The organism is Pedobacter gandavensis (assembly GCF_032677645.1).
Lineage (GTDB): Bacteria > Bacteroidota > Bacteroidia > Sphingobacteriales > Sphingobacteriaceae > Pedobacter > Pedobacter gandavensis_A.
This window is the reverse complement of the sequence record NZ_JAVTSB010000012.1, coordinates 222,587-236,885: the sequence shown is the minus strand read 5'-3', so window position 1 is coordinate 236,885 and position 14,299 is coordinate 222,587. Positions and strand designations below refer to the sequence as shown.

Annotated in this window: 15 protein-coding genes; 5 read left to right on the top strand and 10 right to left on the bottom strand. The window is 39.8% G+C overall.

Translation table 11 applies throughout. The features are described from left to right. Positions 1-39: 39 nt before the first annotated feature. Both R2Q66_RS20105 and R2Q66_RS20100 read right to left on the bottom strand, forming a co-directional pair. The gene (locus R2Q66_RS20105; protein WP_316752474.1) at positions 40-351 is read right to left on the bottom strand and encodes a hypothetical protein; all 312 of its coding nucleotides are present in this window, start codon (positions 349-351) and stop codon (positions 40-42) included. Between the two features lie 113 nt (positions 352-464). Continuing rightward, a complete protein-coding gene (locus R2Q66_RS20100; protein WP_316752472.1) occupies positions 465-1,082 on the bottom strand; it encodes a phosphatase PAP2 family protein in 618 nt (205 codons plus the stop codon). 54 nt (positions 1,083-1,136) lie between these two features. On the opposite strand from R2Q66_RS20100, the gene R2Q66_RS20095 reads away from it, so the two are divergent. Then, positions 1,137-2,408, top strand: coding sequence for a DegT/DnrJ/EryC1/StrS family aminotransferase (locus tag R2Q66_RS20095; RefSeq protein ID WP_316752469.1), 1,272 nt, complete (start codon positions 1,137-1,139; stop codon positions 2,406-2,408). 39 nt (positions 2,409-2,447) lie between these two features. On the opposite strand, the gene R2Q66_RS20090 is transcribed toward R2Q66_RS20095, so the two are convergent. Continuing rightward, positions 2,448-3,155 (bottom strand): DUF2490 domain-containing protein, encoded by a 708-nt coding sequence (locus R2Q66_RS20090; RefSeq protein WP_316752466.1) that lies wholly within the window; start codon positions 3,153-3,155, stop codon positions 2,448-2,450. 151 nt (positions 3,156-3,306) lie between these two features. Here R2Q66_RS20090 and R2Q66_RS20085 point away from each other — a divergent pair, with 151 nt between their 5' ends. After that, on the top strand, positions 3,307-3,570 hold the full coding sequence (locus R2Q66_RS20085; protein ID WP_316752464.1) for a hypothetical protein: 264 nt from the start codon (positions 3,307-3,309) through the stop codon (positions 3,568-3,570). Between the two features lie 125 nt (positions 3,571-3,695). Here R2Q66_RS20085 and R2Q66_RS20080 read toward each other — a convergent pair whose 3' ends face one another. Together R2Q66_RS20080 and R2Q66_RS20075 are read right to left on the bottom strand one after the other, a co-directional pair. Further along, complete coding sequence (locus tag R2Q66_RS20080) at positions 3,696-4,796, bottom strand: NADH:flavin oxidoreductase (protein ID WP_316752462.1); 1,101 nt, start codon at positions 4,794-4,796, stop codon at positions 3,696-3,698. 11 nt (positions 4,797-4,807) lie between these two features. Continuing rightward, a complete protein-coding gene (locus R2Q66_RS20075) occupies positions 4,808-5,107 on the bottom strand; it encodes a metalloregulator ArsR/SmtB family transcription factor (RefSeq protein ID WP_316752460.1) in 300 nt (99 codons plus the stop codon). Between the two features lie 163 nt (positions 5,108-5,270). Here R2Q66_RS20075 and R2Q66_RS20070 point away from each other — a divergent pair, with 163 nt between their 5' ends. From R2Q66_RS20070 to R2Q66_RS20060, 3 genes are read left to right on the top strand one after another with little or no spacing between them, the layout of a single operon-like run. Continuing rightward, positions 5,271-6,017, top strand: a complete 747-nt coding sequence (locus tag R2Q66_RS20070) for a hypothetical protein (RefSeq protein ID WP_316752458.1) — start codon at positions 5,271-5,273, stop codon at positions 6,015-6,017. A 53-nt stretch (positions 6,018-6,070) separates the two neighbouring features. Then, the gene (locus R2Q66_RS20065) at positions 6,071-6,847 is read left to right on the top strand and encodes a DUF1080 domain-containing protein (protein ID WP_316752455.1); all 777 of its coding nucleotides are present in this window, start codon (positions 6,071-6,073) and stop codon (positions 6,845-6,847) included. A gap of 21 nt (positions 6,848-6,868) precedes the next feature. Next, positions 6,869-7,174: a hypothetical protein gene (locus tag R2Q66_RS20060; protein ID WP_316752452.1), complete on the top strand. Its 306-nt coding sequence runs from the start codon at positions 6,869-6,871 to the stop codon at positions 7,172-7,174. Between the two features lie 76 nt (positions 7,175-7,250). On the opposite strand, the gene R2Q66_RS20055 is transcribed toward R2Q66_RS20060, so the two are convergent. From R2Q66_RS20055 to R2Q66_RS20035, 5 genes are all read right to left on the bottom strand, one after another. Continuing rightward, on the bottom strand, positions 7,251-7,790 hold the full coding sequence (locus R2Q66_RS20055; RefSeq protein WP_316752450.1) for an RNA polymerase sigma factor: 540 nt from the start codon (positions 7,788-7,790) through the stop codon (positions 7,251-7,253). A 175-nt stretch (positions 7,791-7,965) separates the two neighbouring features. Then, positions 7,966-8,616: a response regulator transcription factor gene (locus R2Q66_RS20050; RefSeq protein ID WP_316752448.1), complete on the bottom strand. Its 651-nt coding sequence runs from the start codon at positions 8,614-8,616 to the stop codon at positions 7,966-7,968. Positions 8,617-8,640: 24 nt separating this feature from the next. Then, a complete protein-coding gene (locus R2Q66_RS20045; protein ID WP_316752446.1) occupies positions 8,641-9,645 on the bottom strand; it encodes a chemotaxis protein CheB in 1,005 nt (334 codons plus the stop codon). A 12-nt stretch (positions 9,646-9,657) separates the two neighbouring features. Further along, positions 9,658-11,283 (bottom strand): PAS domain S-box protein, encoded by a 1,626-nt coding sequence (locus R2Q66_RS20040; RefSeq protein WP_316752444.1) that lies wholly within the window; start codon positions 11,281-11,283, stop codon positions 9,658-9,660. Continuing rightward, positions 11,276-14,236, bottom strand: a complete 2,961-nt coding sequence (locus R2Q66_RS20035) for a CheR family methyltransferase (protein ID WP_316752441.1) — start codon at positions 14,234-14,236, stop codon at positions 11,276-11,278. Before R2Q66_RS20035 ends, R2Q66_RS20040 begins: the two co-directional genes overlap by 8 nt. Positions 14,237-14,299: the final 63 nt, after the last annotated feature.

Sequence of the window (14,299 nt, the reverse complement as noted above, 5' to 3'; positions counted from 1 at the left end):
CGTCGGAAAATTAAAGTAGTACTTTAAGCTAAAAGAAGTTTAATCCCTGTTGAAAGCATTTAGTGTCGCTGTTTTCCAGCGCACATAGCCTAATTTATCGCATTGGTTTGCGACTTCCGTAATGGCTGCTTCCGGAACATCATTGACAACCTTCCAGCGTATGCCTTGTTTACTATTGTAGCTGATATAAATTACGATATCATCAAATAAAGGCTCCATTAATTCCAGGTCTTTGAGATGTAAATCCTGGAGTTCTCTGGCCATTAGCACCAGTTGTTCATTCATTACTTTGACTAAGGGCTCTGCCGGTTTAATATCCGGTTCTATAATTGGAAGTACGGTTATGGTCATACGCTTGTTCAATCCAGGATCCTCCCTGCTGCCTGCATCTCCTATAGTTGCAAGCTCAGGAATACTATAAATATTAGCAAATGTAAATATTATTATGCATTAAAAAAAGCACTTTACTTATCTCCCCTCAAAAAGCCCATAGATAATGCCGATCCTGTTCCTAAAACGGCTCCTGCGGCCACATCAGTTGGATAATGAACACCAAGATATAAACGGGAAAAGCTGACAGAACCCGCCCAGAGGAAAGCTGGTGCAATCACATACCATTTCCGGTAGCTCGAAGATAAAGCAGTTGCAGTAGTGAAAGCGGTAGAAGTATGTCCTGATGGGAAAGAGTAATGAGAAGGTTGATAAACTGCGTTAATTTTCACCAATCCATTAAATGGTCTCGGGCGTTTTACCAGTTTTTTAATCAGCAGCGTAGCAACCACATTTACCGCAGAACTGCTGGCGATGTATAATGCATTCTGACGCATTTCTTTGTCTTTTGAGATCACACCCGCAGCCATCAGCCCCACCGGAACACCAACATTGACCACATCATTATATTTCGACAGGAACATAAAGAAACTCGTTTTTTCCGGGGTTCTTCGCTCAGATAGGTCAATCAGAATATGGTCGTCCAGCTGCTGTAAGCGATGCTGGCCAAATACCTGCATTGGAATGGCCATGCCTATAGTCAACTGAACTAGAATAATATACTTTAGAAAGGTGCTTTTCCTGCTGATCATGCCGTAAATCTACATTTTATTTTTTTAAACTTATCTTCGGAAGAAAATAAGCAGATGATCCCAAGAGGCAAACTAGACCTTACTTTTTCAGATACTTTCGCGGGCATTGGCTATTGCATTGCGGCATACTTGCGCCCCGGAAATCATCCGCCTGTGTTTCCAAAAGAAGCCGGCAGGATGGTTACGCTTTCTGTGCGTACCGGGCTGGATCTCGTTCTGACCGCTTTGAACTACCCTCCCGGCACAGAAATCCTGGTCAGCAATATTAATATTCCGGATATGTTCAACATCATCCGCGCCCATCAATTGATTCCGGTGCCGGTCTCTGTAGACAAAGACACTTTGTCTATTGATTTGGTACAGCTTAGCAAAGCCATCAGTCCTGCCAGTAAAGCCTTACTGTTGAGTCCGCTTTTTGGAGGAGTAATGGATATGGAAGCAATCATTGGCCTGGCGAAAAAACATCATTTGATAGTGATTGAAGATGCAGCTCAGGCTTTTATGGGAGATCCCGGAGATCATGCGGTATTGGATCAGGATGCGGTATTGGATCAGGATGCGGTATCGTATCCTGATCATTACCCTGGACATCCGGAAACCGCGGTATTGCTGTATAGCTTTGGATTGATCAAAACGAATACCGCCATAAGCGGAGCCCTGATTAAAATAAAAGACCCTGAGCTGTACTTAAAAGTAAAGCAGTTAAATGAGGGGTTATCCCGACAGAAAACCAGCATTTACCTGAAAAAGCTTTTCAAAGTCCTATTTATGAAACTGTTAACCATCAACAGTTGCTATACTTTATTTTATCATTTGATACGCTCTTCCGGAAAAGATTTTGATGAGGTGCTAAGCGGTTTTACCCGTGGATTCCCAGGCAATGATCCTTTAAAGAAGATCAGATTCAGACCCTGTTTGGCCAATCACCGTTTACTGGAAAGAAAGTGGAACACATTCTCTCCATCTACGATTAGGGAAAGAAAAATACTGGCTGAATCGATATTAAACGGACTTCCTGAATCAGTTAAAATCGGCCGTTTAAATAAAAATCACAGCTATTGGGTATTGCCTATCGAATGTAATGATCCCATCCATTTGATCGGGGAGCTCCGTAAGCATGGTTTTGATGCGACAGCAAAAGCCTCCAGTCTAATTAAACTGACTCCCCTAAAACCAATAGCTGAAATCTCTTCCCCACTGTGTTTAACGCAAATCATTTATCTCCCTATGGATACTCAAATGAAAAGCTCAAAACGCAGGGAGCTTTGCGTGCTACTTCAGGCTTTGTTGAATACTTCAAAAGACAACAGGCCGATCAAAAGATAAATTCTGATTCGTTACATTTGATTTAAAACCGGGTATAGCTTAAAATCTGGTATATAAGGCCAGTTGAATGGCATGATTGATCAACTGTCCGCTGCGCATTTTCTGGGCCTGGTTCAGGTAGCCCGCTTCGAGGTCAAGCTGCTTACTAAAGCGGTATCCTCCTGCCAGATAAGCTCTGTTTTGATCAAAAAAATGACCATTTACATTTCCTTTCTGCTGCACATTAAACATCAATTCATTTTGTAAAGCCACAAAAGCACCCTTTTGAAAATTAGTCTGACCTTTTGCCAGAGGCAGCATCACCCTGGCAAAATACCTGAGGCGTTGTGCAAATAGATTTTCGCCATTTTGTTGCTCCATAAAACGTTGCTCCAACCGGAATCTATGGCTTAGGTTCAGTGCATTAATTTTATGTTTATAGATGTACTGTTGCCAGATCCGGTGTTCTGTAAGCTGAATATCCTCAGCGTCAGCCACTGGAATATAAGTTTGATTCCATAAATACCCGAGTGTTACATCACTTTTATCGTTGATAAAATAAGTCAGGCCCGGTCTGAACATCACGTTTTTCAAATGACTAAACTGATCTCCTGTTCTCAATTGAACATCGAGGTGGGTTCCCCACTTTTTTGTGAGTTTATTGTTATTCATCAGGAATAACCAACCCGTATTTTGGTTTGAAGTCTGGGCGATCGCTAAGGTGCTGAAAAGGCACAATAAAGCCAGCAAAAGAAAGTAAATACGCATTTTAAAAAAGGTTTCTTTGTTATCCGGCTAAAATAAAAACAATTATTTAAAGAAAGCGTTACTCCTAAAATAATTCAGAAAGATATAGCGGTAAGCGATAGCGGAATAAAAGCCCGGATGCAAGTTATATTGCCTATGTTCGTAAAAAAACATGGGTGTAAAGAAGCATTTATTAGACGCTGAAATAAAATTATCGGGCGGTAAAATGGTTAAGGGGCCGGTAACGACCTCTGATGATAAAACCTATTATTTCAAAAGCCAGTCTGGCGGCTCAGATTTTTATCTATACCTGATCAGGGATGACAATGGCTGGTATGAATCCGGCGGCAATGAGGCCGAACAACCACAGGAAATAGTGGATCAGGTTGGTCAGCAAATCGATACCTATCTCAAAGAAAATCCAGTTTTGGATTAAATGCTAAAGCCCTGAAATATTAGCAGGCAGCTGTTTATTTTTTATAAAAAAATTGCCGCATCAACTTCTGTTCATGCGGCAATTTTGTTTTTTTCAGGAACAGGTTTCCCTGTTTCCATAAATGATTAGTCCATAATCAAATGACCTAACGCTTCTTTACTGAATCCTTTAAGTTCGTCTATACGGTTTTCTTTAATTTTCTTTACCCAGTTCGGATCAGACAATAAAGGTCTGCCTACTGCTACTAAATCAAAATCAGCTCTATCCATACGACGCATCAATTCATCTAAAGAAGTAGGATCAGAACTTTCACCGGTAAAAGCTTTCAAAAACTCTCCGCTTAAGCCTACAGAACCAACGGTAATGGTTGCTTTTCCAGTTATTTTTTTAGCCCAACCTGCGAAGTTTAAATCAGAACCTTCAAATTCAGGCTCCCAGAAACGACGTTGTGAACAATGGAAAATATCTACTCCTGCCTCGGCCATCGGAAGTAACCAATCTTCCATTTCCTGAGGTGTTTTCGCTAACTGGAAAGTATAATCAGCAGGTTTCCATTGCGATAAGCGAAGAATAACCGCAAAATCTTCTCCTACTTGTCTGCGCACTTCTTTGATCACTTCTATGGCAAAACGACTACGTTCTACTAAGGTTTTACCGCCATAGATGTCTGTGCGTAGATTGGTCTCTTCCCAGAAAAACTGGTCGATCAGGTAACCATGGGCACCGTGTATCTCTACGGTATCAAATCCCAGTTTTTTTGCTTCTGCTGCTGCTGCACCATAAGCAAGAATTGCGGCTTCAATATCGGCTTCCGTCATGGTATTTCCATTGCTGAATCCTGGTCTGTTTAATCCTGATGGACCTTCAAATGGTGTAGCTGGAACCCATCCGGAATGGTGATTGTCCATAATGCCCATGTGCCAGATTTGAGGGCCCATTGCAGCACCTGCTGCATGTACCTCATTGATTACATTTTGCCAGCCTGCCAATGCTGCTGTTCCATGAAAATGAGGAACATTTGCATCATTAGAAGATGCCGGACGATCAATCACTGTTCCTTCGGAAAGGATCAATCCAACCTCTCCAGCTGCTCTTTTAGTGTAATAAGTGGCTACATCTGCTCCTGGAATACCATTTGGCGAGAAAGACATTGGCGCCATCACTATTCTGTTTTTTATATTTAATGATTTCAGACTAAAGGGTCTGAACAAGTTCTCTGTATTCATAATTATATTATTTATATATCGGATTCTATAATTTTACTCAGTTCAGTAAATGTTTCTTCATTTCTTTTGTAATACGTCCACTGCCCTACTCTAGTAGAAGAAACCAGGCCGGCACGCTGAAGAATAGACAAATACTCAGAAACAGTAGATTGCGTTAGCCCTGCCTTTTTTTGGATTTCGCCAACACACACGCCAGCTTCAAACCCGGCATGGATGTGTTCCGGGAAATTCGTCACAGGGTCCTTTAACCAGAGCAGAATCTCTAATCTGGTCTTATTGGAAAGGGCCTTAAATATTTCTAACTGTTTCATGCCACAAAGATATATCGACTTTTTCCGATATCCCTATTAAACTGAAAGAGATGACATTAGCCTGATCATATCGGGTTTTACCGATATAATTCTGTTAAACACCGCCCAACCCTCCATAAATTAATTCCTATATTCTTCTGGAAAATCAGATATTTGAAATGCTATGAAAAAAAGAGAAAAACTGGCGGTCATACGTCAACATTATCCGAACGCCATCTCTACTATTGACAGTATCAACAAGTTAATTGATTTTGTAGAGGAGCAATTAGATCTGGAACCTGCTCAGATCATGATGGCCGACAGTATTTGTAGTGATGATGTAAACAGCATTCAATTTCCGGTGAGGTCCAATGAATTTCTGGGGCCATTTAAACTAGGTGGTTTAGATGGATTTCCTTTCGCGGGATTGAGCGGAATGAGTGCTTTTGCCAGTCATGTACCTGATGACGGGGCTGTTTTAGTCTATTATGGCCCACATATTGGCATTTCAAAAGAAGGTATCCTTGGCGAGATTCACCGTTATGGACAGCAAAACAGCACGGATTGCTGTGGTGCTGCAAAAGGTGCCTTAAAAAAGCTACATGCTCATGCGATTGTTCCCGGACATCTGGAAGATATGGATTATCAAATGAATACGATTGAGCAGATTATCCTGAAAGAAAAAGAAAGAATTCTATCTGCCGTACATCCCTTAAAAGAGGCTACTGAAGTGATCTATGAAGCCATAGATGAGCGCATCAATGAACTGGTAAATCAAACAAAATACACCTGTAAATATGTTATTTTATTGGGTACTATTCACATCAATAGTGATACCGACATGGGCTCTTTTACTTCTGCTAAACGCTTTGAGCTCATCAATCTTGCAACAAATGAGCGACAAAACCTAATGGAAAAGTTTTTCAATTAAAACTCTCTCCAATAATAGTATATTAGAAAAAAATATCACGTTAATTATTAGTTATGAACTTGAATAAAGCCATCCTAACCTCTACTTTAATCCTTGGGACTATCGGTTTCGCGAATGCACAGGAAGCCAAACATGAGGACACCGAATTTTATACGCCTGTTCCACCTGTAGTTACTCCGGCAAAAACAGCTGGTAATGCTCCATCTGATGCCATTATCCTTTTTGATGGCAAGAATTTAGACCAGTGGGTCATGACTAATGACAGGGCTCAACCTGCGAAATGGAAAGTAAATAAAGGCGAGTTTTCTGTAGACAAACAAACCGGAAATATTGAAACTAAACAGTCTTTCAATAATTATCAGTTGCATTTGGAGTGGAAAGTTCCTGCAAATATCACTGGTGAAGGACAAGCACGTGGCAATAGCGGACTTTTCCTTGCCTCTATAGGAAAAGGAGACCTGGGTTACGAATTGCAGATATTAGATGCTTACAACAATCCAACTTATACGAATGGAATGGCAGGAAGCGTTTACAAACAAACGACTCCAATGGTTAATCCTTCCAAAAAACCGGGAGAATGGCAAACCTATGATGTACTTTGGACTGCACCAATATTTGATACAGATGGTACATTAAAAAGTCCGGCGAAAGTAACTGTTCTTTTTAATGGCGTAGTGGTTCAGAATAACTTTGAACTGAAAGGCCCTTCACAATACGTAGGACTACCTTCTTATACTCAAGCACATGGTGCATCACCGATCAAACTGCAGTCGCACGGAGATAAAAGTGAACCATTGAGCTTCCGTAATATCTGGATCAGAGAACTATAAACCACCTCTAAAATAGAATCTATGAAAAAGTTAATCCTTCTTTTAGCCCTAGGCTTCGGTATTGCAGGCTGTAGCAGCATGAAATCTTCAAAAGATGCAAATGTTGTTAGCTTAACCGGTAAAATTGAAAAAACAGGAATGACGACGTACCAATATGGTACACACACCATTGAATCGGATCACAAAACGTATGCTCTGAAGAGCAGTAGTGTAGATCTTAATGATTTTGAGGGTAAAGAGGTTCAGCTTAGTGGAACAAAAGTTCCGGGTTATCCGATTGAAAATGGCCCCATACTGATTGAAGTTAGCGCAGTAAAAATTAAGTAAACACGACTTAACCTATAGCAAAAACCTCCTGTGGGTGTTCACAGGAGGTTTTCTGTTTGTAAAAAGGTTAGGAAAATCATAATGGATTTCCGTTATTAAAAAACTGATCCTGATAAGATTTGAGGTCATTTTTCAAAAGCCCCCTTGCTACGTGAATTCTTGTTTTCACAGTCCCTATCGGGATATTCAGTTCTTTTGCAATTTCATGGTATTTATACCCTTCAAAATACTTTACAAAAGGAGTGTAGTATTGAGGCTGCAATTTCTTAAGTGCGCATTGAATATCATTCAAAATACACTTTCCCATTCCTGAATTATGCGATGCGCCTAAAGCAGCACCTGTAGTGGTAATGTCTACCCCATAATTCATAAACGTTTTCGCCAGATTTCTTCGCCTGTAACTATTGATAAAGGTATTTCGCAGGATCATATATAACCATCCTTTAAGATTGGTACCATGCTTAAAATTCTTTTCATAACGAATTGCTTTTAACATGGTGTCCTGAACCAAATCGTCGGCATCATCATCGTTTTGAGTAAATGCCAGAGCAAAAGACCTTAAGTTGTCCTTATAGCTCCATAGTTGAAAGTTAAAATCTATTGTGGTTGTGTTCATAGGATTGTTAATTAGTACAGCAGTGAAATATCAAAAGCTATGCCTCACAACCAAAAAACTTCCTAATGCGTATTTATCATCGTTAAAACAGGTAGTCATATTTGATCTAACGTATTTTTCGCAAAAACCACATTTAAACCACTGAAAGACAACAACTCAGCTATAAAATGTCTTTTTATTCAATTAATCTATTCAACACGGCATAATGAACCAATGCTGCTGTATTTTTAGAACCTGTTTTTTCGATCAAACCCTGGCGATACCCTTCAACTGTTCTTCTACTAATGAATAAACGCTCGGATATCTCCACATTGGTGAGTCCAACTGCAATTAAGGCCAGAATTTCCACTTCCCGGTCAGAAAAGCCATGAGTTACCTCTGCCCTGACAGCATTAGCTGTTGCATTTTGACTACATTTTTCTAACAACCTCATGGACAGTTCTGAACACAGGTATTTTCCTCCTGCATTTACATGTTTCAGTGCAAAGATCAGTTCCTCTGCCCCTACACTCTTCAGGAGATACCCAACAGCACCAGCCGAAAATGCCTGTGTAACATATTTTTCATTGTCATGCATAGAAAGCATCACGATTAGCGCAGAAGAATTCATCTCTTTCGCCGCCTTTAATAACATCATGCCATCTACTTCCGGCATGTTAATATCAGCCAGTACAATATCCACTTTCTTTCCAGTGGCAAGATAAGCCAGTGCTTCTACGCCATTTACAGCCTCAGCAACTACATTTATCCCTTCATCTGTTTCCAATAACATCTTAATGCCATTGCGGACAATATTATGGTCTTCTGCTAATAATACCTGTAACATATAGTTAAATTTTATATTTTAATATTACGATAAGTCATCTTGTTCCTGTCTAGTCAGGTTTTCATTAAAATCCATCATCATACTTTTTAAACGCTCAATGTGGACTTGCATTTGTCCGACGCGCTCATTTTTACTCTGACTATTATAGGATCCCATAGATTCAAGTAGGTTTTTTCTTTCTTCCATCATTCTAATGGCAACCCATAAAGATTCTTCTATTCTTTTTATCTTTTCAGATTCCAGTGCTTTTTCTGTATAAGTATGCCCGGTATAACAACGATACCTGGCAATCTGGTCGTTTTCTACTCTGGCCAATACCCCACCACAATCCGGACAAGTGAAAGGCGTTAAAGGTCCTAATTTCTCCAGATCTTTTACACTGCTACTCATCCTCATGGTAATTTCCGCTTCCAGTTTCACATCGGCAGGAACATGGCCTACTTCACATTGACTTCTGGAAAACAGATCGGACAAGATATAGCCCATTTCATTAATAGAAACTTTGTAATCCACCTCCATACTATTTAACACACTCTTTGGCATATCCGGAAAATCTGCTTCCTGAGGATCCTGAACCATGCAGCGGCCACCACTTCTTTTAATAGCCGACATGCCCGAGGTGCCATCATCTAATAAGCCCGTTAAGATAATCCCGGTTACACAAGAATCATAGGATGCCGCTGCGGAACGAAACAACACATCTATGGAAGGTCTCCAGTGGTTATCATAAGCCCCTTTCCTGACCAGAATTTTCGTCTTATCTATCATCATGTGATGGTCGGCCGGGGCCAGATAAATCACCTTATTTCTGATCTTTTCCCCATCCTTAGGAATAACACATTTTAAAACAGTCTGCTTTTGAAGCTGATTTAAAATAACCTCCGTTAAAGAATTTCTGGAAATATGAATCACTACAAACACTGCGGCATCAAAATCATGATCAAATCCCGCAACTAATTTAGAAACGGCATTGATCCCTCCGGCAGAAGTTCCGATAACAATGATATTTTTCAATTCATTTTTAGACATAACACAAACGGATTAAGTTTCCGGAGTTCCCATTAAGTCCGGATCCTGATTAATTTGAATACTGATCGTTGTCCCAACCTTCCCCGTATCTACATTGATCTTTCCATTTAAAAGAAAAATACGGTTCTTGATCCCGCGAATTCCAGATCCTGATATGATGGATTCCTTGACGGATTTTTCAAATCCAGAACCGTTATCACTAATCACGATATACATCTTCTCCTCAATGGAGTAGATCATGATCTTTGCCTCCGTTGCATGCGCATGTTTGATACAGTTATTAATCAACTCCTGAATCATCCTGAACGCATACAATTGTACTTCTTCATTGATAGGAAAAACATCCTCTTTTATGATCGTTTTAATTTGGAATTCAGGTGTACTTAGCCTTTGAGCCATCTCCTTAACTCCGGAAACAAAACCAAAGTCTCTGAGAACCGAAGGAGTCAATTCATAAGAAAGCTCCCTGGTTTCTCTAATCGCCTGATCTAGTAATTTATTAACATTAACAAACTCCCCCTTCAGGTTTTTACTGAGCTGTATATTCAAAAGATTTAACCGGATACCATATAAAATCTGGCAAACGCTATCATGCAAGGCACTGCTAATCCTATACCGCTCTTTTTCCTGAGCATTAAAAGTAGTGGACAAGATTAACCGCTGTTGCAGTTTATCCAATTCCTCTGCTTCTTTAGCCAGCTTTTTTTGTGCCGTAATGTTCATCAGAATCCCAACAAAATAGCTGGGTGTAATGTCATTTACAACTTCATGTCCTTTGGCCTGAATCGTCTTTACTTCTCCGTATTTAGTTTGGATTCGAAATTCCAGATCCAAATCATCAAAATTATGCATGGTACTAAACAGCATTCTTTTTGCCGCGTCTTTATCTTCAGGATGTATTAAAGAGATCAGGCCTTTGATTGTGCCATCGAATTCCCATTTCATCAGTCCAAGGACGGAGTAGCTATACTCGTCCAGAAACAACTTATTGTGACTCACGTCCATGGTCCATGTCCCCGCCCCGGAAGCATTTAAGGTCATTTCTAACCTTTGACTCGTTTTCAGGAGTTCCAGTTGGGCGCGTTTACTTTCAGAGATATCAATAACGGTTACATAATATTTATGCTTGTTGGTCGCAACATCAATAATCGCTATGCCCTCCATCCGGGCATGATACTCCTGATCATTGAACAAGCGCACTTTAATTTCGCAATTTTGCTTATGATTTCCAACGTTCAACCGGTGTATAAATTCATAGAAAATTTCTGATTCCTGATTTGAAAAAAAGCTTTGGAATTTCTTACCGATAATTTTAGATTTCTGCATTTTCAGCATATCGATACCTGTTTGATTTGCCTCTTCTATCAACCCAATATGATCAACGATAAAATAGCCCACAGGCGCAAGGTTGAAGAAGTCCACAAATTTAGTACGTTCCAATTCCAGCATTTGATAGGAATTAGAAAGTTCATCATTTTGCATTTCCAATTCCAATTGAAAAATCTGTAATTCTTCCAGAAGGACTTCCAGTTCATGATCCGAAATCTGTTTATCTAAAGACAATGATGGATCATTGGACCTCCCGATTCTTGCCCGTAGCAAGGAAATAACTTTCTCCCTCTCGCTTCTCTTACTCACTTTCTTTTTCAATGAAATTCACAATACTAACCGTGTATTCGTCCTGTTTTCCTTCAGGAACATATTCCAAATGTATCATTAACTTCTTCATTCCCAACGTAGGAAAATCATGTTGAAGGTATAGTTTAGGCTGTTTATCTTCCACTAAGAATAGGGCATCTAATTTATTTGTATTCCACCTGTTATGAACAATTTCCATAAAAAATTGTTCTTTAATTTCTGATTCTCTCATTTGAAACATCTGTAAGAAAAAGCTGTTTACCACCATCACTTTACCATCCTTATCCAGGATAACTGCAGCATGGCGCAACTGATCAACAGTTGCCTGAATGTAAGAAAGCAGGCTGGAAAACTTCCTTTCCAAAGCTTTAACAGGAGTGATTTTGGTAAAAGTGAGTACGGCCCCGCTAATGAAATTATCCATCGTGCGGTAAGGCATTATCCTCAGATTATACCAGTCGTTGGTTTTTGTTTTCACTTCCAGTTCTTTCCCATTTAGTTTCTCAATTACTTCCAGAATGGCAGTTTCAATTGATGGGTAATCAAAGTTAGAAGCGATATGAGTGATTGAGCGGCCCAGATCAGAATTGATCACATTAAATAGTTTAGTTACCTGTGGTGTGAATCGCAGAATATTGAGATTATTGTCCAAAAATATCGTTCCGATATCCGTATTGTCCAATAGATTTTTCATGTCATTATTCATCCGCGTCAACTCTTCGGCCTTATTCTGGTATTGAAGGTTGATGGTCATCAGCTCTTCATTTAAAGACTGCATCTCTTCCTTAGTAGTCAGCGCCTCTTCATTGGTACTCTGTAATTCTTCATTTGTACTTTGAAGTTCCTCATTGGTGGATTTCAGTTCTTCCAGAGAAGTTTCCATTTGTTCAATGGTGGTGTGCAACTGCTGCTTGGTATAAGTCAGTTCTTTTTCAAGACCTTCTACTGCAGCACCTTGAACTGCATTGCGCTTTCCAATTGCTCCCGCCCGCTTCTTTATTGGTCCTCTATCTATAAAAACCACTACAAAAAGATTTTGCAGCTGGGTATCATCCAAACGATCCACGCTAAAATCAACCAGTTGCTGAACACCGTTAAAATTGATTTTTAACTCGGTATATTCTACTTTAGCCTTTTCTAACACCGCTTGATGGATCGCGTTCCCAAGTGCATACCGGAGCTCTTCCACCACCACTTTATGGATATTCATTGAAGCCTCTCCCGAAGGAAATTTAAGGTATTTATCTACCTTACCATTGATGTATAAAATCTCTCCCTTATCATCCACCAACAGTGAGGATGGTGTATAAGCCTCTAAGAGCACCTTATGAAAACGTTCTGCCAATAAACTTTTGGCTACTGGTTTTTCCTGTAGTCCTTTCATATTTTTATCCGATTGATTGGTGATATTAAAAGGGAAATCAATCATTTTCCCTGCTACTGAAGACCCGTCTTTACGTTCATAAAGTCTCCATTTTGAATCAAGCACATTAAAAGCGTCATTAAAAATCCCAACAGACTCTGCAGGTCCCAGAAATAGAACTCCTCCGATATTCAGGGAATAATGAAAAATAGGCATGAGTTTCTTTTGCAAATCTGCGGTCAGGTAAATCATCACATTACGACAACATAACAAGTCCAGTCTGGTAAAAGGAGCATCCTTTATGAGGTTGTGTTGTGCAAAGACAATCAATTCACGAACTTCCTTTTTCACTATATATCCATTGTTCTTCTTGATAAAGTATTTCTCGAGGTGTTCTGCAGAGATCTCAGAGGTGATATTAGAAAAGTAAAAGCCGGCACGTGCATGATCAATTGCATTTGGATCCAAATCGGTCGCAAAAATCTGTACTTTAGGTTGAGGCCTGGACTTCATTGCGCTTAAAAACTCCATCACAAAAATGGCAACGGAATAAGCTTCCTCTCCTGTAGAACACCCTGCAATCCAGATACGGATTGGCTCTTCCGGACTTTTCTTGATCAATCTGGCGTACAAATGTTCTTTCATTTGTTCAAACGCAGGAGTATCTCTGAAAAACTTAGTCACTCCAATCAATAATTCCTTGAAAAGGACCTCAATTTCCTGTGGATTTTCTCTGAGAAAATTAACGTAATTAATATAATCCGGAAGCTGATGAAAGGCAATTCGTCTTTCTACACGCCTGGTAATGGTATTTTTCTTATATAATGTAAAATCATGCCCGGTATGCGAGCGTAACATCATCAAAATTTTATTCAGATGCGTATGATTATTTCTTTCTTTCAGCAATTCATCGGTCCCAACTGTTTTTAGTGCCGGATGGTTCAGGTATTGAATTAATTTGCCTGGCATCTCCTCCGGTGGCAAAATATAATCAATCATGCCGGTCTTAATTGCTGCTTCAGGCATGCTGCTGTACTCTGCTGTTTCCGGAAGTTGAACCATTGCCATTCCCAGCTTTTCTTTGATCATCCGCAGTCCGGTTTCACCATCTGCGCCCATTCCTGAAAAAACAATACCCACAGCATAATTCCACTGATCTTCCGCTAAACTCTGCAGAAAATAGTCGATACACATATGGGCACCTTTTGACCGGGATTCATTAAACAACAGTAAATGACCATTATGAATACCCATATCACGGGCAGGGGGAATTACATAGATGTGATTGGGTATGAGTTTCAATCCATCTTCTGCTTCCTCCACAGGCATAGAAGTTGATTTTTGAATCAATTCAGAAAGTCCAATATTTTGATCAGGATCCAGGTGCATAATGATTACAAAAGCAAAGCCGGTATCCTTAGGCGTATGCCTGAAAAAAGCTTCAAATGCATGAAAAGATCCAGCAGATCCTCCCATAGCAATAATTGGAAAAAACTTCTTTTGCTTACTCTTCTCCGTTAATTCTTCAGTAAGTTCAGAAAAATCAGCTTCCTCTGTCTGCCGACCGGAACTATTTTTGTCAATATCCATATTTATAGCTAATGTAAGATTAATATAGATTGATAAAAATTTATTCCACCACGAAAACAACTC